Source organism: Paenibacillus sp. OT2-17, from assembly GCF_009827695.1.
Taxonomy (GTDB): Bacteria; Bacillota; Bacilli; order Paenibacillales; family Paenibacillaceae; genus Paenibacillus; species Paenibacillus polymyxa_B.
Genome location: NZ_WUDQ01000015.1, coordinates 1 through 19,238, shown reverse-complemented (window position 1 = coordinate 19,238; position 19,238 = coordinate 1). Strand labels below are relative to the sequence as shown.

Below are 19,238 nucleotides of genomic sequence, written 5' to 3'. Positions count from 1 at the left end.
TTTACTGTATGGTTTTCTATTCCACTTTGCTTCTCTATCTACATTAAACTTATATGGCTCTATTCTACCTGTACCCGTGCACCAAGACTATGAACTATAGTATGATGAATGTACTACAGTATAATGAATGTTGAAGACATCGGGGAGTGAGTTTCGTGATTACATTGGTGGATATACGGCAGGACAACGGTGTGGACTGGTATGAAAAGGCTAGTGCAAATAGCGACAACGATGACTTACTGTTCATTTTGGTCACCTTTGGCAAATGTGTATATTGGGTGAACGATTGCAAATTCATTCTCGGTAAGGGTGAAACACTGCTTTTACCCGGTCATCTGGATTACTATGGCAAGAGCATTCCTACGCTTTTTCATACCAAGTATGTGATACATTGCCGCAAAACATGTACGAACAGCACACTTCCCATACTGAATACTGACAAGCCGTTGTTGATCAAACCTGGATGCTACGATATGCTGCATGAACGGATCAAATCGATGTACTTTCAATGGACTGAACACCCAAGCTACTACACCATGATGGCTGACTGTCTGCTGACCGAGGCCATGATATATATGAATCAGGAATGGGACAAAGGCGGCATTTCTTGCGATCGAGAGCGACATGTAGAACATATGAAACAGTATATCCAGAACCATTACCGGGAAAAGGTAACCAAGGAGGAGCTTGGCGACGCCATCCGTAAAACCCCCAATTATGCCGCGACGCTGCTGCGTGAGGTAACACGCCAAACGATCAGTGAGCATGTACATACACAACGTATTAAAACCGCCATCTACATGCTGACCGAGTCCCGGCTAACGATTCGTGAAATTTCGGAGTATGTGGGATATAGTGATGTTTCCTATTTTCATCGAATCTTCAAACGGTTGACAGGCTGCTCGCCGTCCGAATTTCTGGATGAACGTTCCTCAATCGTTTAGTTTGATGATCTGGAGCGGATTTCATAGTTCAGGATTTTTGCAAAATCCTTAGTTAATAAAAATGGTCGCTCCACCTGGAACCCTGCTCTAGTAGCCCTTTTTCACTAGGGACCAAGAGCGTTCCATGTAGAACGACCATCATATTTATGCTTACGCGTATAAATCTGCGTGTATTCGCATTACTTGGGTGGTGTTAATTGGAGGAACCCGCTGTTTTGACCTCTTCCAACATTTTATCGTTATAGCCAAACATCCAGGTCAGGACAAACGCTACAACCATAGCAGCCAAGTTCGCCAAAATGTAAAGCGGAAGCTGATGATTCATGTAGAGCAACGTGCCCGGAATGACCGTAACTGCCATACCTGTAGCCGCCAAATGGAAGACTGAAGCGATAAAACCGCCAACCGCACCACCGATGAGGCCCATGACAAAAGGCTTCATGTATCTCAGGTTGACCCCGAAAATAGCCGGCTCCGTAATCCCTAGAAAAGCAGACAACGAGGAAGGAAGTGCTAACGCTTTCAGCTTGCTATTCTTCGTTTTCAGTCCAACCGCCAGACAGGCAGCACCTTGAGCAGCCATAGCGCAGGTAATGATGGCGTTAAAGGCGTTTACGCCGTTCTTTTCAAGCAGTTGAATCTCCAAGAAATTAAATATATGATGCACACCTGTAACGACGATAATCTGATGCAAGAAACCGATGACAATCCCTGCAATACCGAAAGGCAAATCCAGCACAAACGTTGTTCCGTGCAGCACCCATTCTTCGAGTGAATGGAAAATTGGACCGATGGCAAATAATCCCAAAGTGATCATGATTAACAGTGTTAAAAACGGTGTAAGAATCAGATCTAGCGCTTCAGGCACCCGTTTGCGCAGCGCCCGCTCCAGCTTGGCTCCGATCAAGCCCACGAAGAAAGCTGGCAATACTGAGCCTTGATAGCCCACCACAGGAATGAATCCGAACATCGTCAACGGGTGAGCTGAGCCGTCCGCAACACTATAAGCGTTGGGCAAGGCCGGGTTTACCAGCATCAGACCAAGAACGATACCCAGCACTGGACTGCCACCAAATACTCTAAAGGCTGACCATGCGACTAACGCTGGCAGAAAAGCAAAGGCCGTATCCGTTAATACTTGTGTGTATAATAGAAAATTGGGTGAAATGTCCTGTGGCGTCATGCCGAGTAGAGCGAGAATTTGCGGCTGAGTGAGCAAGCCACGTAGCCCCATGAACAGCCCCGTAGCAACCAGTACAGGAATAATCGGTACAAACACATCGCCAAAGGTACGGATGGAGCGTTGGAAGACGTTTCCTTCTTTTTTCGCCTGACTCTTCACCTCTTCTTTAGATGAACCGGTTACGCCAAGCTTTTCGACCTCTTCAAAAATTCGATTTACCGTACCCGTACCAAAAATAATCTGATATTGCCCGGAATTGAAAAAAGCACCCTTGACCTTGTCGATCTCCTCAACTTTTTTCTGATCAATCTTCTCCTTGTCATGCACCATAATTCGCAAGCGCGTCGCACAATGAGCAAAAGATGCAATATTTTCTTGCCCACCGATTGCCTGGATCACTTCTTTAGCTATTTCTCTGTTTTCCGCCATGATGTTCATCCTCTCGTTCATTCCGTTATGTTTGATGATTAACGAACCACTTGATGTTTTAGCCTACTCATGTAAAATCCCATTTTACCGCCTGGAAGAGAGCCTCTCCCTTGTCGGCAAAAAAGCGTATTTCGTCACTCTCTGGATGCGGAAAAATACGACTGGTGAACACCTCTTCCCCATCATTGACGAAAATCTCAACTGAAGACGTATCTACAAACAAATGTAGTTTGATATGATCTTTATCCCATGAACACTGCCGTACCTCACCATACGAAGTGGCTACAGGCTCACCTGATTGCGAACGGTCCAATACAAGTTTGCGGCTGACGGCATTATATTTAATCACCGTCTTCTCAGTCTCACTCGCACGGAATTCAATACCAAACACCTTAGCGCTCAAAAGATCTACCTCACAGATCAGCTCATAGGCCGTACCTGTAAATCCTTCATAGGTTTTGCTCTCTGAGAATAACGTGTCAGCTACCCGATCCTCACGATTTCTACGTAGCGTAGTTAGCTCAGGGATCGGCCGCTGCAAGAGTTTGCCCTCATGAAGCGTAAGCTCCCTTGGTAATGTCAGACAATGAGCCCATCCGTTCGGATCTGTGGGATATTCGATATCCGGCAGGCCCATCCATGCCACCATAATACGCCGCCCCTGTGGGTCAATCATCGTCTGTGGCGCATAGAAGTCAAAGCCTCTATCGAGCTCGTGGAATGCGCCGTGCTCCAGTCTTCTTGTCCCGGTATCCAACGGCTTGCCGATTACATAGCCCGATTGATAAATATTGTGATTTTCATCCCCAGAAGGCTCCAAGCCCTGAGGAGAAAAGATCAAGACCCCCGCTTCGTTCAGTTCAAAATAATCTGGACATTCCCACATGTAGCCAAACGATTTCAGGCCTGTGCACAATTCTCCCTCAAACTGCCACGTACGAAGGTCGGTTGATCGGTAGAGGACGGCGCAGCCTGTTAAATTCGTTCTCTGGGCACCAATCACACAGTAAAAGCTATCGCCGTCTTTCCATAGCTTGGGATCACGAAAATGGTCTGTATACCCTTCTGGCACATTGGAAATAACGGGGTGCTCCCATTTAGTAATGTGACCTTTATCGTCCATAACAGCCATGCATTGATAAGGATGTCTGATCCAATCTTCATCTCGTGCATTTCCCGTATACAGCATATATAACTTGCCCTCATGCTCCAGTGCGCTGCCCGAATAAGCCCCATGCGAATCAAAATAATCCCCAGGTGCAATACCAATGCCCGCACTATTCCATGTGACCAAATCTTTGGATTTCAGATGATACCAGTATTTCATCCCATGATCCGTTCCGAGCGGAAACCACTGATAAAATAAGTGGTATTCACCTTGGTAATATGAAAAGCCATTGGGGTCATTGAGCAAACCTGTCGGTGGCTGGATATGAAACGCCTGCCGCCAGTGACATTGCTCCACTTTCTCCTCCAAGCTGGCTATTTCACCGGGCTCTGCCTGCTCGATCATTCGATACTTTTGTTCTCTTGTCATTTTCATAGGTGTACCTCATTTTTATTAAAACTCTCGCTTCAGGAACCGGTTCCAAATCAATGAAAAAAACATTCTATAGGAACCGGTTCCCATGCGATTAAAAAAATATACTCATCCATGGATTTGCAACCGATTCCATTTGTGCCCGAATGCTATGGAACCGGTTTCGAAGAAATTATAATCCACTTGTTCAGCGTTTGTCAACGCTTTCTCTTTCGATAAGGGAATAATTCATGACCGTCACTTTTTCTACCGATTTATGTTCTACCAGCCGCATAATATTTTGCGCTGCTACACGTCCAGCCTCCATATACGGATATTGAACGGTTGTCAGGGCAGGGTGAATGACCTCCGTAATATCGTATCCCCCAAAGCCAGTTACCGACAAATCTGACGGAATGACAATCCCTCTGGAATAAGCCGCATTGATTACGCCCAGCGCGATATTATCCGTAGCACACACCATTAACGATGGCTTGAAATGGTCCAAAATGGCGGATGCAGCAATCCGTGCATCGGACATTTTAAATCCGGTCTCATAGTATCTGATATCATACCCTGCTGCTCGCATCGCATCGTCCGTATGAGACTCAGCAGGCAATGCATCGCGAACAGCCTGCCTAAAGCCCTCCTTGCGCTGCACACCGACGGCAACATCCTTTTCAGTAACACCAACGTAGGCAATTTCGCGGTGTCCCTGTGACAAAACGTACGTGCCGATATCATATCCTGCACGATAGTCATCATGGATAAGGCTATGAAGCTGCTCGTGCTGCTGGCCCACCAGCAACACCGGAATACCGATGTCACGAATCGCGGTCAGATGGTCGTCTGTAATTTGAGCAGCCAGCAAAATGATACCCGAAATCTTTTGTCGGCCCAGCTCATAAATAGCTTCAATTTCACGCTGTAGATCCTGGCTCGTATTGGAGATCAGCATCTGATAATGCTGAGAACGCAGCTCCTCATCAATCCCCATCAACGTATGGGATGTCGCAAAAGAATCCAGACGCGGCACAACGGTGCCGATAATGTTGGTCCGCTTCGCCTTAAGACTCTGGGCAAAGGCATTGGGCACATACCCCGTGGCTTTAACCACTTTTTCAATTTTACGTTTCGTATCCACGCTGACAGACCCGCCGTTCAAAAAACGAGATACCGTGCTCTTGGATACACCAGCCATTTGGGCTATATCTGCAATCGTCTTATTCATGAAGTCCCCCGGAGATTTTTCATATTCATATGCTTCCAAAACGTCTCTTTTCACATAACCCTATAATACCATATGGCGGGATTGGATTGCTGTGGCTCAGACCCATCATGGACAAAAACGCCGTCCCCTTCAATGAAGAAGAAAACGGCGTATCATGATGAACGTAATTTTAAAAATCAAAGTTATCCGGATCTGGACCTACCCGAAGATCGGCATTTAACGCCTGAATTCGTCCCATATCCTCGCGCGTCAGTTCGAAGTCAAAAATGTCGGCATTTTCGACGATCCGATGCGCCTTGGTAGACTTGGGAATGGTGACAACTCCCTGCTGCACATCCCAGCGTAAAATCACTTGCGCCACCGATTTGCCATACTTGGTCGCTATGTCTTGCAGTACCGGATGATCGAGCAATTGGCCTTGCATTAACGGAGACCAGGCTTCCATTTGAATGTCGTTCTTTTGACAGAATTGCAACAGCTCGGCTTGGGTTAATTGTGGATGGAACTCCACCTGATTGATCATTGGCTTGATTTCAGCATCCTTCATGAGATCTTCCAAATGATGAATCTGGAAGTTGCTGACTCCAATCGCCTTAATCCGTCCTTCTTTATACAAGGATTCCAAAGCTCTCCAAGCTTCTTTATACTTTCCTTGAACTGGCCAATGAATCAGATATAGATCCAGATATTCCAGACCCAGCTTGTCCAGACTGGCTTCATAAGCTGCTCGTGTCTCTTCATAGCCTAAATCTGCATTCCACACTTTGGACGTGACGAACAGTTCTTCTCTGGACAGATTATTTTCCTGAAGGGCTTCCTGAATAGCCTGCCCTACACTGCTTTCATTCGCATAGATTGCAGCTGTATCTATACTGCGGTAGCCATGCTTTACAGCAGCCTTTATAGCATCGACCAGCTCCGAACCTTCTTCCACTTTAAATACCCCAATGCCAAACCAAGGCATGTGAACTCCATTGTTTAACAATGTTGTGCTTTGTAAGTTTTGTGTCATTTTGTATCTTCCTCTCTATTTTTTAAAAGCTTTAACCTGTAATGGTGGTTGTATCCCTTTTTTCGAGCATACGACTCCAGCCTGTGAGCAGAACCGCAACGAAAACCATAATGCTCCCGATCCAGGCCGTATGAATGAGACCGAGTGAATCCGTTACAATCCCGCCTACATAAGCTCCGATGGCTATCCCTGCGTTGAAAGCTGCAATATTAACAGCAGAGGCAACATCGACAGCTTTGGGTGCAAACCTTTCGGCCAACATGACTACATATACCTGTAACCCGGGCACGTTCATAAACGCAAGCAATCCCATAAAGAAGATCGTAATCAGTCCTGCCGTTTTAAAAGGTGCCGTGAACAACAGGAGAAAAAGGATCACTGCTTGAATCAAAAACATGTAAAACAAAGCTGAAAGCGGCTTGCGGTTGGCTGCTTTTCCGCCAATGACATTACCGATGGCAATCGCAATTCCATACAGCAAAAGTATAAACGTTACCGTACTTTGCTGAAATCCGGTTATGTCGTGAAGTAATGGAGATAAATAAGTAAATACCACAAATGTGCCTCCATACCCCAAAGCTGTAATGATAAATGCGAGTAGCAAGCGACCATTGGTAACCAGTTTGACCTGCTCGCGGAAAGGAGTCTTGTCCCCTTTGCGCAGCGTAGATGGCAGCAGAATCAGATTGGCGATGAGTGCCACTACACCGACGACCACAATCGCCATAAATGCAGCCCGCCAACCCCATTGCTGCCCAATGTAGGTACCCAAAGGTACACCTGTGACTGTGGCTACGGTCAACCCGGAGAACATAATGGAAATCGCACTCGCTCGCCGATCATCCGGCACAAGATCGGCCGCGATAGTGGAACCGATGGACATGAACACCCCATGAGCGAACGCTGAGATCACACGTGCAATCAGCAGCAAGGCAATTCCGCTAGAGACCGCAGCGAGGCTGTTACCTGCAATAAATATAATCATGATCCACAGCAGCAACGTTTTACGGGGAACACTTGATGTTAATGAGGTCAAGACAGGTGCCCCGATGGTAACTCCTAATGCATATAGCGTTACAGTTAGTGCAGACATCGTTACAGATATGTGCAAGTCTTCAGCGATCAGGGGAAGCAGTCCCACGCTGATGAACTCAGTTGTCCCAATCGCAAAGGCGCTTACGGCTAAAGCCAGTAATGGCCAGATACTTCGTTTTGATTCTGACGACATGTTTTTCACTCCTATCTATAGAAATCTTCGACCAGCAGATGTTATTATGAGTTATTCAAGCAAATATGAACAGTACGTACTTTTTAGTGATATAGGTACTAAAAAGTACCCTAAATAAAGTTATTTTTGATCAAAACAGACTGTTAAGGTATGTATAACAGAAGCGAAACACATGGGGGGATCGGCATTGGGGAAGAAAAAATACAATATCTCTGTTGAGGCGACGTTAGAGGTGATCGGAGGGAAATGGAAATGCGTGATTCTGTGTCACTTGACACATGGAAAGATGCGGACAAGCGAATTAAAACGGATCATGCCTTCCATAACACAAAAAATGCTGACTCAGCAGCTTCGTGAATTAGAGGAAGACGGCATTGTCAATCGGATTAGCTATAATCAGGTTCCACCCAAAGTGGAGTACGAGCTTAGTGAATATGGATGTAGTCTGAAAGGCATTTTAGATTCTCTTTGTGCTTGGGGAGAAAGACATATTATTAAAGAATACGGGGATAAATCTACGGTTTTGGAAGATAACATTCTGAATAAGCTGTAAAGCCAAAAAGAGCGCCTGCATACATCAGCAGGCGCTTCTCTCTCCGAATTCCAAGGGTTACGAATTGGACATCATTTTAATTTGTGAAATCGATGACCATGCGTCCTTGGATTTTGCCCTGCTCCATCTCCTCGAAGATCTCATTAATGTCTTCGATCGGACGTTTTTGTACAAGAGGGACGACTTTACCTTCTGCAGCGAACTGGAACGCTTCTTTAAGGTCTTCACGAGTGCCGACCAAGGAGCCAATAACTTGAATGCCGTCCAGAACCAGACGTGGAATGTCCAGATCCATCTTATCAGTTGGAAGACCTACAGCTACAACACGCGCGCCAGCCTTTACAACGTCGATGGCCTGGTTGAAAGGTGTTTTGGCAACAGCAGTAACCACGGTTGCGTCCAGACCAGCACCGTTTGTTAGCTCCTTAGCTCGGGCGACCGGATCTTCTTTCATGCTGTTAACGATATAGTCAGCACCAATTTGTTTGGCCAGTTCTAGTTTTTCATCACTAATGTCAAAGGCTACAACTTTAGCATTGAATACATTTTTGGCGTATTGCACAGCCAGGTTACCCAAGCCACCAATGCCAAAGATACCGATCCATTGTCCTGGTTTGACTTCACTTACTTTAACTGCTTTATATGTTGTAACCCCTGCGCAAGTTACACTACTTGCAGCAGCAGGGTCAAGACTATCTGGTACTTTGACCGCGTAGTCAGCTGTGACAATACATTGCTCTGCCATTGCACCGTCTACCGTATATCCGGCATTTTTAACTTCACGACACAGCGTTTCCCGCCCGGTTAGGCAATATTCGCAGTGACCGCAGCTTTCGAACATCCAGGCAATACTTACGCGATCACCAATCTTAAGACTGGTTACTCCTTCGCCTAATTCAATGACTTTTCCAATACCTTCATGCCCCAGAACTCTGCCTGTGACATCACCGAAATCTGCATTTTTCACATGTAAATCTGTGTGGCAAACTCCACAGTATTCGACTTGGACTAACGCTTCTCCATGCTTCAGAGAGCGTAAAGGTTTCTCTTCTACACTGACTTTCTTGTCTTTTGTAACAATTGCTGCTTTCATGTAGATCTCTCCTTTAAATAGATATGGAATTATTTTGTAATACACACTCCATTATTATAGTAATTTTTGCCCGAAAAGGACAAATATAAATCTAACTTAAAACTATTTAATCCAAAAACGCTTCTTTCTAAGCCCTTGGACCCTTGTAGGAACTTTGTACAATAATTTACAATGTAAAAAGTTTCACATACTCTATTTGGAAGAAGGATAAAGAAACATGAAAAAAAACTGGAAAGGTTGCCTGTTCAGCATATTTGCCATTATCTTGGTTGTGTCGGTAACAGGATGCAATTCACAGCCCGCCATTTCTAGTACCACCAGCACTTCATCCTCATCAGCTACTAACGCTCATGCAGTCGTTCAGAAAGGCCCACACTGGTCCTATGAAGGAGATCAGGGACCGGAACATTGGGGAGATCTGGAAAAAGATTTTGTTGCTTGTGGTAACGGCCACGAACAATCTCCTGTCAATATAGAGCATACCCATTTGGAAGCATCGCAAACGCAGCAACCGCTGCAAGTTCATTACACTAATACGAAAGCATCCATTTTGAATAATGGGCACACTGTGCAAATCAATGTTGCCGATGCCAGCAATAGCATCATGCTGGACGGTACTAAATTCACTTTAAAGCAGTTTCATTTTCATCACCCGAGCGAACACCAAATAGATGGTAAAAATGCTGAAATGGAGCTTCATTTTGTCCATCAAAGCGACAACGGAAGCACAGCTGTCTTAGGGGTCCTTATCCAAAGTGGCAAAGAAAACAAGGCTTTCAACCGCATTTGGTCCAAACTACCAAAGGATAATTCCCAAGAAGCGGCGGCTCTAGATGAAGAAATAAATCTCGCTGCGCTGCTGCCAAAAGACCTGCACTCCGTTCGCTACAACGGATCGCTGACTACCCCGCCATGCACAGAACATGTACATTGGACAGTGCTGGAACAGCCTATTGAAATGTCCGCAGACCAAATCAACCAGTTTGCTGCCATTTTCCCCGATAACCATCGTCCTGTACAACAACTGGGAACCCGGGAACTGACTGCCGATAAATAATAAAATAAAGTGCCGTAAGATGTAAGGTGCATTCTATATATAAATACACCCCAAAAGCCCCCTCTATTCATCTAGTTAGAGGGGGCTTTTGGGTATTAAATTTACTGCTCATTACAAGCGCACCAGTTCCTCCACCTTCACCGGTTGACCTGTACGCATAGAACGGTTGGCGGCAATGCCTGTTAAAATGGACCATGCACCGTCAATATGTGAGGCCGCACGATGAAACCGATCCTCTGCCGGCTTATCAAAAATATCACGCAGCATAACTGGATCTCCTCCGCCATGACCACCCTGGCCTTCCTCCACTTCGACCTCATAAGGTGCTGCAAAGTGGGGATAGATGGTGATGGTCTTCTCTTTTAGCGCACCCTCATCTGCCTTGCTGCCACCGGAATTAACATAGGATTGCTCGGATACCCGAACCTCCATCCGTCCCTTCGTGCCGTTAAATACGATGATAAAGCCCTCCCAAGGCATGTAAGCATTCAGCGAATAGTTCATTACCGTCTTGTTCTGATACTTCACCATGACACTCAGCGTATCTTCAATGCTGATATTGTCGCCAAATACGCTTTGATCCCGCACATAGCCATCCTCATGCTCAGCGTCCAGATACATGCTTTTTAGATGCTCGTTACGGTCCAGGTGTAGCGCAAAGGGGTCATTTTCCGCTGCCTTGCTGCCGTAAGCTCGTTGATAAAAATCCGTCACGCCACGCTGCTCCGCATTTTCCCGTCCGTAAAATTTCAGATCCCCCATCGCATACACCGTCTCCGGTTTTGAGCCAAGCCAGAAGTTCATCAGATCAAAATGATGCGTCGACTTGTGCACCAGCAAACCGCCGCTATTGCGCTTGTCTCGGTGCCACCGACGGAAATAATCCGCGCCATGCTGTGTATTCAGCAGCCATTCGAAATTGACTGACAGCACCTCTCCGAGCGTCCCGTCCATGATCAGCTCACGGATTTTCGTATTATGTGGCGCATAGCGGTAGTTAAAGGTGACGCGCAGTTTCCGTCCCGTGCGGTCTATGGCATCCAAAATGTCTTGGCATTTATCTTCATCCACCGTCATCGGCTTCTCGGAAATGACATCACAGCCCAGCTCCATCGCCCGGATAATATACCGATGATGCACCCGGTCAATGGTCGTGACAATGACGATATCTGGCTTCGTCTCCGCGATCATCCGATCAAACTCGTGAGCTTTATAGGTCGGAATCGGCTCATGCTCGTATTTCTCCTGCAACAGCCGATTGGCATAATCCATTCTCGTCTGATTGACGTCACAGAACGCGATCAGCTCCGAGGTATCTTTGAAAACGGTAACAACTTCACCGTAAAAAAATTCGGCTCTTCCTCCAGTACCCACAAGTGCATATTTGATTTTAGCCAATTGGTTCACACCCTTTACATGAATTGCTTTTATTTTATAGTATAAGAAAGAGCAAAATCTTCGCTTTTATTATGATTTTTCCCGTAAAGTGTACATATATTATCCTCATGCATTTTTTATTAAAGGAGACTATCGATATGATCGCTACACCCCGTTTTGCCATCGAGCAAGCACTGCGGAAGGTGCCATTCAGCATGTCTGCCGACCATGTCCACCAAGCGCACGAAATCTATTATTTGCTGGCAGGAGAGCGCTACTACTACATTAATCAGCGGGTATACGCGCTCCAGAAGGGCGATCTGATTTGGATCAGCAAACATGATTTTCACCGTACGAGTAACAAGGGTAGTGGTAGCCATGAACGGATTTTGATTAACTTTGATGAAGAATTTGCTGCCTCGTCAATGACCGTCTCTCCCCCCAGCGATCAGAATCAGCTTCTTCTGCCAGAAAAAAGCTTTCTGCTTCGCCCCTCCGCGGAAGAACAATGCGAGCTGGAGCACCTATTCCGGCAAATGCTAAATGAATACCACCAAGAACATGCCTACCGCCAACTATATCTCCAGAGCTTGCTACTCCAGCTCCTTATCCGCATCCGGCGCATACAATCGGCCACTGCCGATACCATTGCACCGGAACGTAGCGAAAAGCAGCAACGCGTGTACTCGGTCATCGCATACCTGCATGCTCATTATGAAGAGAGCCTCTCGCTAGATCAGCTGGCTGAGCATTTTTATATTAGCAGCACGTATTTATGCCGTATTTTCAAGCAGACAACAGGTTTTACCTTAGTAGAATATCTTCAGGATGTGCGGGTCCAGCAGGCTCGGGCGTATTTAAGAGAAACGAGCTGGAAAGTGACTTCCATTGCTGAAAAAACGGGTTTTGACAGCATCGCTCACTTTGGTCGTGTATTCAAGCACCTTACTGGGCACACCCCACTACAGTACCGAAAAAAATACAAAAAGGAGTAGAGGAATACCCCTACTCCTTAACTCCCATCAAGGTGATGCCTTCAATAATTTGCTTTTAGACAATGATGAAGATTTCGATTTAAGATATTTTTTGTAGCTTGGTAAGCGAATAGGTGCGGCCACCATCTGAAGTATAAAAATAATTGAATGGACTTAAGAACTCGCAAACCTGGAATGTGTCCAAATTAATAACGATGTAATTAGGACCATACGAAAAATCGGCTTCCCCTATTCCAAAGGTTCTCGGAGTTTGAAGACCCGAAGGATCGGTGTAATCCATAATATGGGTTACATCTCCTTTTACATTACGATAATAGCTGTTACTATACAGCCATGACCCCTTATTGATTTCAATCAGTAATGCATTTGGAGCAGAATAGGGTGCACTACTGGAGAACGACCCCAAATATACGCCCTTTACTTCAGCTACTGAAATGCTCATATCTCTAGCGGAATACCCATTTGGGGTATACCAGGTTTCGTGGTTTTCCCAATTGAGTCCCGTTAAGATATTATCTCCGTTGCTGCGGATCGTTGAAAGATCATAATACAATACGACTCTGGAAAGGTCAGCTGTACAATTGATAATGGCAGAGGCACCCGATGGATTGGAAGCATTCCACATCAATTTATAGCTGCCTTTTTCTTCACCTGTCGCAGAACCAATTACAATCGCATATTTACCTGCCGGGATATTAATGTATGCTTGACCTCCGTTTGCTTTAACACCCCATCCAGTAGAACTGCCTAACGAGCCGTTGGCATTGACATTGTACAGAATAGCCAACAGATTTGGATTGCTGGAATCCAGCTTTAGGAATGATAGCTGCTTTGCAGTGAGAGAAACCGCGTAGCTATCAAATGAATCACTGAGAGTGCCATCTCCTACAAATACAGGTTCAGAGATACCCCATGCGCTTTGCGGTTTAACGGTTCTGCTCTGGGTTGAATCTGTGGAAATCTTTTTCGCTTCGTCCGGAGATATTTCATCTAGATTTTCAAATTTTTGAGTATCCATTGCAGAATACGGTATCGAGGACATGGATTGAATTTCTGCCTTCTTCGTCTCTTCCTTAGCCGCTTGCGACGTTGTTTCACTTGCCGCGAAAGAGGGAACTACTGAAACACTGTACATGAGCAGTATTGCCAAAATAAAACTAACACTTTTTCTGACAAATTTCATAATGTACTCCTTTCACGATTGAGATACTTATTTTCAAAAAATTAGTAACCTTCGTTCTAGGAAGTCATCTACATGATCATCTCTAAGATGCATAACGTAAAAGTCTATATCACTCGCATTCTCCTTTCGTAGTTTTGAATATGAGTCAATCGTTTCTTCTGTTGTGTCTAGATTATTAAATAGTACAGAAGAAATTTCAATGGACTGGCGTAGATAGTATGTTGATGTCGTAAACAGCATGAAATACGAGTAAATTTCCGTCCGGACAACTAAAAGAGGGTGTCGCAAACCAGCTGTAAATTAGCTGTTTCGCGGCACCCTTCATTAATTTGGGCATGCCTTTCTGATGATAGGACTGATTACGCCAAGGGTATCAGTACGACGCTACATTTCGTTCAAAAGACTTCAAGAAAGCATACTGTATTTATAATATTCACTGCAATACATCATCTGAATATACCTCAAGCAGGTTAGTAATATAATTCCTGCTCACAGGGAGATTGGTAATCTCATGACCATTAAAAATATCGACGGAATATGGATAAGTTATTTTTACTCTGTAGATTTTAGATTTTGCAATTACATACGACCTATGTATCTGGATAAAATTTTCACAGCCTAATAACTGCATCACTTTGTTTAAGGTTCCTCTAAGATAGATTTCCTCTTTTGTTGTATGATAGATTATCGTATGATTATTCACTTCCACAAAAACTATATCACTTTGACGAACACTATTTATGGTGGACTCTGCTATGATAGTGAACACTCGCTCCGGTTTTTTTTGCTTCACTACTCTATCCAAAAATAGCGAAAGTCGCTTCTCGTCAATAGGTTTTTTCAAGAAGCCCATTGCTTCCACTAAATATCCGTCAATAGCACGAGCAGAATCAATGGTAACAAAAATGATAGGTACCCGATTGCCCATTTTTCGGATATGCTTTGCTGTAGTCATCCCATCAATATCTTCTTCACTACTTAGCGAAATATCGAGCAAAACTACGTCTATATCTATGTGAGCATTAAGATATTGAATTAATTTCTGGGACGAATAAAAATCAGCACATTGCAGCTCTATATTTTTATTTAAAGCCCACCGAGATATAGACGCTTTTAACGCATCGCGCCAATAACATTCGTCTTCACAAATTACGACCTTCACGGCATACCACTTCCTTCATTTGTACAGTTAAGATACAAGTGTTGAAAATTTATGGTCGGTGGCTACAGCCTGCGGCGCTTTACCGAATTGCTTGATATGTGATTCTATGACGGGGACGGGCAATTCATCTTCAGACGGGTTTCCTTCATAATACGGCGTAGCACGAGACGACTTATTTGGAATCTTTTTTCCCTCGACAACAACAACTTCTACATGGGCGACTCGAATTCCTTGCTTGTTTTTAAGGCGAAACTCTGACTTTTTAAGGGGTAACTAATCAGAACCTGGAAAACAATTTTTAACAAAAGCTTAACAGACCCAGAAGCTGGGGGCCAATGAAAAGGCAGCCCCACAGCGCTTGATGCTTTTTCTGCATCTTGTCACCTTCCTCCCCGGTCATAGCCCATCCCGTGCCTACCTGACCGCCTTGGATATGATCTGATTCAACTTTTCAATGGTTGCCGCAGCATCCTGCTTGCCCAGGAACATCAGGTCGATGGTTTCCGTGATATCCGAGTTCAACCCCGGCACCTGAGCATCATAGGCCAGTGCAGATCCATGAGCATGCCCTATGTTACGTCCCTCAGTCAAATAGCTTGAATGCTCAATTGTCGCCTTTTTCATAATGCTCTCATCGGCCGCAGCAAGTGTACCCATGGCATTTCCGCCTTCAACTAGCCGCGCCTCCTGCCCCTTCACAGAGACGTAGAATGCTGCCAGCTTCATGGCCTCTTGCACATGCGGACTATTTTTGTTTACAGCTACATAGGCAACCGGAATGGCGACGGGCTCATTCTTACCGGTATTGGATGGCCAGTAGATATAATCGAAGTTGAGGCTTTTATTTTGACTAAACAAGGGCTCCAGCCATCTTCCCGCCGCCAGCATGCCGACTTGATTGGACATGAACATCGCGTCAGCCCCTTGCCCTTTGGGAAGCGAGCCGAGATATACCGCATTTCCCTTTTTCACCATATCGTACATAAAACTGAAGGCTTCCTTGCCCTTTTCATTGTGGTCCAGCACATATTTGCCTTGTTCATCAAAGATCTGACCGCCATTCGACCACACCCATGAATACCAGTGAGCCCACCAGTTTTCCGCAATATAACCCTGCTTTCCAGCTGCCTTCAGCTTGGATGTAACCTCCTCAAAAGCATCCCAGTTCCACTTGCCTTCGTCATAGTATTCTTGCGGCGTCTTCACGCCTGCTTCCTTAAATACCTTTTTGTTGTAATACATGACCATCGGGTTGGAGTCGGGAGTGACCCCATAGATTTCCCCGTCACGCTTTGCCGGTCCCCACAATCCTTCCGGAAAATCCTCAGCCTTCACATCACTCGCATCACTATTTAAAAACTCACCCAAAGGCTGCACCTGCTTCGCCCCGATCAAACGCGCAATCGTTGGTTCATACGCATAAAACACATCCGGTCCGCGACTTTCCTGAAGCTGTGTCAGCAGCTTTTGCTCATATTGGTCTCCCGGCACAGGCACCAGCTTAACCTCGATATATGGGTTTTCCTTTTCAAATGCATCCAGCGCCCGCTGATACACCTTCACCTCCGCAGGATTACCCCAAGCCAGCATCGTAAGCCGCACTTTTTGCCCGTCTGTGTTCTTTATTTTGGGAGAGGTACTGCATGCCGCTGCAAGCAAAAACAGAACGCTGAGGAAAAATCCAATCTTTATCCAGCTCATGTAATTGTCCACCTTAACCGCCTCCTGTAGCTTCACTTGGTTGTATGTCTTCTTTTTTTGAAACGCTTACAAAACTTTCCCTATCATCATATGTAGGAGGGCGAGACACGATATCCCCATTTTCATTTCTATATAAAATTTATTGTTCTCGACGAGATCTGCATATCAATGTTGCTGTAAAACGAACAAGGCAGCCTTTGAAGCAAGGCTGCCTTGAATATGCTAATAAGCTACAAAGCGGACAACGATCCCTCAGGTTGCTCCGCTCTGACAAGCAAAGCTGCTTGGGCAGCGGCAATGCGGGCAAATGGCACCCGGTACGGTGAGCAACTGACATAGTCCAGTCCGCTGCGGTGACAAAAGAGAATAGACTCACTATCCCCGCCATGCTCGCCGCAGATACCTGTCTCCAGAAAAGGCTTTTTTGCCCTGCCTTTGACAACAGCCCATTCGATCAGCTTGCCTACGCCATCCTGATCCAACACCTGAAAAGGGTTCGTTTCCAGTATGTTTTTTTCCATATAGGAGCCGAGGAATTTACCTTCAGCATCATCTCGACTGTAACCAAAGGTCATTTGCGTCAGATCATTGGTTCCAAAGGAGAAAAAGTCCGCGTACTGGGCCACGCTATCTGCCAGCAGGGCTGCTCTTGGAACCTCAATCATGGTGCCCACCCGATACTTGAACCACTTAAATTCCTCGCTAAGCACCTGAACGGCTACCTTATCAACCAGTTCCCTCATTTGCTTGAGTTCATTGGAGTGACCGACCAGCGGAATCATAATCCCCGGTCTCACATCCACGCCCCTGCGTAGTGCCGCTTCCGCGGCCTTAAAGATCGCTTCAATCTGCATGTCGTATATCTCTGGAAACAGAATGCCCAGCCGAACACCGCGCAGACCCAGCATAGGGTTAATTTCCCGTAGTTCATGAACCTTGGAGATAGTGCTTTTAAGACGTTGGAGCTCCTCCGCGTGGCCGCCGGAAAGCACAAGCTCCCGATGTCGCTCCTGAAGCTGTTCCAGATTCGGCAGGAACTCATGTAACGGCGGGTCCAGCAGGCGAATCGTCATCGGTAAACCGTCCATCGCACTGAACATAGCCTCAAAGTCAAATTGTTGCATTTGGAGCAGACGATTCAAATGAAGAATCCGCTCCTCCTGATCATCGGCCAAAATCATCGCCTGAACGATAGGTAGACGATTGCCAGAGAAAAACATATGCTCCGTACGACATAGCCCGATGCCTTCGGCTCCAAATTCACGGGCTTTGACTGCGTCGAGTGGCGTATCCGCATTAGTGTAGACCTTCAACGTCCGAATGCCGTCCGCAATCTCCAGCAGCTTCAGTAACTCCGGTGTAATAACCGGCTCATTGAGCGACAGACTGCCTTGGTACACCTGTCCGGTGGTCGAATCGAGTGAAATATCCTCCCCTTCCTGAAAGGTCAGGGTACCGATACTGACGCTCCGACTGCTCAGATCAATGCTCAGCGCGTCACAGCCGCAAATGCAGGGTTTACCCATGCCCCTTGCAACCACAGCAGCATGGCTGGTCATCCCACCTCGACTCGTCAGCACCCCTTCGGCGGCAATGATTCCGTGAACATCATCGGGTGAGGTCTCCACACTGACCAGGATGACTTTTTGCCCATCCTTCGTCCAGTTCACTGCCGTATCCGCGTCGAATACAATACGCCCACTCGCTGCGCCAGGCGAGGCTGGAAAACCTTGGGTAATTGCCTCCAGCGGTGTGGAAGTATCAATGGAGCGATGCAGCAGCTGGTCCATGTGGGACGGTTCGATCCGCTGGATAGCCTCCTCTTTGCTGATAATCCCTTCCTCCACCAGATCCACAGCTATTTTTACAGCCGCCTGCCCCGTTCTTTTGCCGCTGCGCGTCTGTAGCAGATACAAATTGCCTTTTTCAATCGTAAATTCGATATCCTGCATATCCCGGTAATGACACTCCAGCAATGAGGCCAGCTCTTCCAGACGATCATAGACTAGCGGCAGCTCTTCCAGAAGTTGTGGAATAGGGTTAGGCGTTCTTATTCCTGCCACGACGTCCTCTCCCTGAGCATTTACCATATACTCACCGTACAGTTCCTTCACACCTGTGGAGGGATTGCGGGTGAAGAGCACTCCGGTTCCGCTATCGTTGCCGAGATTGCCAAACACCATGGCCTGAATGCTCACTGCTGTTCCTTGTTCATCTGGAATGCCGAAAGCCTTCCGGTAAACCTTGGCACGCATATTGTTCCAACTGCGGAATACAGCCCCCACCGCCAGTTGCAGTTGCTGATACACATCCTGTGGAAACGGCTGTCCACTCCGCTCTGCGACAAGATCTTTATAATTTGCGATCAGTTCCTTCCATTCTCCTGCGCTAACCTCTTGGTCACTGACACGCCCGTTGGTTTGCTTGCTCTGCTCCTGAAGCTGATTAAAATGGATGGAGTCTATTCCTAGCACGACCTCGCCGAACATTTGAATAAATCTGCGGTAACAGTCATAGGCGAAGGTTTCATTTCTCGACTGTTCTGCCAATCCACGCACGGTTTCATCATTC

The 19,238-nt window shown here is 46.1% G+C and carries 15 protein-coding genes; 4 read left to right on the top strand and 11 right to left on the bottom strand.

The window, feature by feature from the left end; genetic code table 11:
* The first annotated feature begins 155 nt into the window (after positions 1–155).
* A complete protein-coding gene (locus tag GRP75_RS05985; protein ID WP_160788848.1) occupies positions 156–944 on the top strand; it encodes a helix-turn-helix domain-containing protein in 789 nt (262 codons plus the stop codon).
* Between the two features lie 193 nt (positions 945–1,137).
* Here the strand turns inward: GRP75_RS05985 and GRP75_RS05980 are convergent, their stop codons facing one another.
* The 5 genes from GRP75_RS05980 to GRP75_RS05960 form a co-directional block, all read right to left on the bottom strand.
* Positions 1,138–2,556: a sucrose-specific PTS transporter subunit IIBC gene (locus tag GRP75_RS05980; RefSeq protein WP_013308350.1), complete on the bottom strand. Its 1,419-nt coding sequence runs from the start codon at positions 2,554–2,556 to the stop codon at positions 1,138–1,140.
* A gap of 67 nt (positions 2,557–2,623) precedes the next feature.
* On the bottom strand, positions 2,624–4,099 hold the full coding sequence (locus GRP75_RS05975) for a glycoside hydrolase family 32 protein (protein WP_160788847.1): 1,476 nt from the start codon (positions 4,097–4,099) through the stop codon (positions 2,624–2,626).
* A gap of 184 nt (positions 4,100–4,283) precedes the next feature.
* Entirely contained in the window at positions 4,284–5,306 is a 1,023-nt protein-coding gene (locus tag GRP75_RS05970; protein WP_160788846.1) for a LacI family DNA-binding transcriptional regulator, read from the bottom strand.
* A 169-nt stretch (positions 5,307–5,475) separates the two neighbouring features.
* A complete protein-coding gene (locus GRP75_RS05965) occupies positions 5,476–6,318 on the bottom strand; it encodes an aldo/keto reductase (RefSeq protein WP_160788845.1) in 843 nt (280 codons plus the stop codon).
* 31 nt (positions 6,319–6,349) lie between these two features.
* Positions 6,350–7,546, bottom strand: a complete 1,197-nt coding sequence (locus GRP75_RS05960; protein WP_160788844.1) for an MFS transporter — start codon at positions 7,544–7,546, stop codon at positions 6,350–6,352.
* Between the two features lie 187 nt (positions 7,547–7,733).
* Between GRP75_RS05960 and GRP75_RS05955 the strand changes: the two genes are divergently transcribed.
* Positions 7,734–8,099 carry a winged helix-turn-helix transcriptional regulator gene (locus GRP75_RS05955; protein ID WP_160788843.1) on the top strand — a complete coding sequence of 122 codons (366 nt, stop codon included), beginning with the start codon at positions 7,734–7,736 and terminating at the stop codon, positions 8,097–8,099.
* Between the two features lie 76 nt (positions 8,100–8,175).
* Here the strand turns inward: GRP75_RS05955 and adhP are convergent, their stop codons facing one another.
* Positions 8,176–9,192 carry an alcohol dehydrogenase AdhP gene (gene adhP / locus GRP75_RS05950; RefSeq protein WP_160788842.1) on the bottom strand — a complete coding sequence of 339 codons (1,017 nt, stop codon included), beginning with the start codon at positions 9,190–9,192 and terminating at the stop codon, positions 8,176–8,178.
* A 217-nt stretch (positions 9,193–9,409) separates the two neighbouring features.
* Between adhP and GRP75_RS05945 the strand changes: the two genes are divergently transcribed.
* Positions 9,410–10,249, top strand: coding sequence for a carbonic anhydrase (locus GRP75_RS05945; protein ID WP_160788841.1), 840 nt, complete (start codon positions 9,410–9,412; stop codon positions 10,247–10,249).
* Between the two features lie 111 nt (positions 10,250–10,360).
* On the opposite strand, the gene GRP75_RS05940 is transcribed toward GRP75_RS05945, so the two are convergent.
* Positions 10,361–11,647, bottom strand: coding sequence for a Gfo/Idh/MocA family protein (locus tag GRP75_RS05940; RefSeq protein ID WP_160788840.1), 1,287 nt, complete (start codon positions 11,645–11,647; stop codon positions 10,361–10,363).
* Positions 11,648–11,784: 137 nt separating this feature from the next.
* Here GRP75_RS05940 and GRP75_RS05935 point away from each other — a divergent pair, with 137 nt between their 5' ends.
* A complete protein-coding gene (locus GRP75_RS05935; protein WP_160788839.1) occupies positions 11,785–12,621 on the top strand; it encodes an AraC family transcriptional regulator in 837 nt (278 codons plus the stop codon).
* A gap of 79 nt (positions 12,622–12,700) precedes the next feature.
* Here the strand turns inward: GRP75_RS05935 and GRP75_RS05930 are convergent, their stop codons facing one another.
* The 4 genes from GRP75_RS05930 to ppdK all read right to left on the bottom strand — a co-directional run.
* Positions 12,701–13,804, bottom strand: a complete 1,104-nt coding sequence (locus GRP75_RS05930) for a hypothetical protein (protein WP_076295731.1) — start codon at positions 13,802–13,804, stop codon at positions 12,701–12,703.
* A 433-nt stretch (positions 13,805–14,237) separates the two neighbouring features.
* On the bottom strand, positions 14,238–14,966 hold the full coding sequence (locus tag GRP75_RS30430; RefSeq protein WP_160788838.1) for a LytTR family transcriptional regulator DNA-binding domain-containing protein: 729 nt from the start codon (positions 14,964–14,966) through the stop codon (positions 14,238–14,240).
* A gap of 414 nt (positions 14,967–15,380) precedes the next feature.
* On the bottom strand, positions 15,381–16,679 hold the full coding sequence (locus GRP75_RS05920) for an extracellular solute-binding protein (RefSeq protein ID WP_160788837.1): 1,299 nt from the start codon (positions 16,677–16,679) through the stop codon (positions 15,381–15,383).
* A gap of 218 nt (positions 16,680–16,897) precedes the next feature.
* Positions 16,898–19,238 (bottom strand): pyruvate, phosphate dikinase (gene ppdK / locus GRP75_RS05915; RefSeq protein WP_160788836.1); only part of this gene is annotated, 2,341 nt, incomplete at its 5' end.

Excerpts from the sequence above, each read along its gene's own strand:
- GRP75_RS05945 (WP_160788841.1), top strand. The coding sequence starts at position 9,410 with ATGAAAAAAAACTGGAAAGGTTGCCTGTTCAGCATATTTGCCATTATC.
- GRP75_RS05975 (WP_160788847.1), bottom strand. The coding sequence starts at position 4,099 with ATGAAAATGACAAGAGAACAAAAGTATCGAATGATCGAGCAGGCAGAG.
- GRP75_RS05970 (WP_160788846.1), bottom strand. The coding sequence starts at position 5,306 with ATGAATAAGACGATTGCAGATATAGCCCAAATGGCTGGTGTATCCAAG.
- GRP75_RS05960 (WP_160788844.1), bottom strand. The coding sequence starts at position 7,546 with ATGTCGTCAGAATCAAAACGAAGTATCTGGCCATTACTGGCTTTAGCC.
- adhP (WP_160788842.1), bottom strand. The coding sequence starts at position 9,192 with ATGAAAGCAGCAATTGTTACAAAAGACAAGAAAGTCAGTGTAGAAGAG.
- GRP75_RS05930 (WP_076295731.1), bottom strand. The coding sequence starts at position 13,804 with ATGAAATTTGTCAGAAAAAGTGTTAGTTTTATTTTGGCAATACTGCTC.
- GRP75_RS05965 (WP_160788845.1), bottom strand. The coding sequence starts at position 6,318 with ATGACACAAAACTTACAAAGCACAACATTGTTAAACAATGGAGTTCAC.
- GRP75_RS05980 (WP_013308350.1), bottom strand. The coding sequence starts at position 2,556 with ATGGCGGAAAACAGAGAAATAGCTAAAGAAGTGATCCAGGCAATCGGT.
- GRP75_RS05935 (WP_160788839.1), top strand. The coding sequence starts at position 11,785 with ATGATCGCTACACCCCGTTTTGCCATCGAGCAAGCACTGCGGAAGGTG.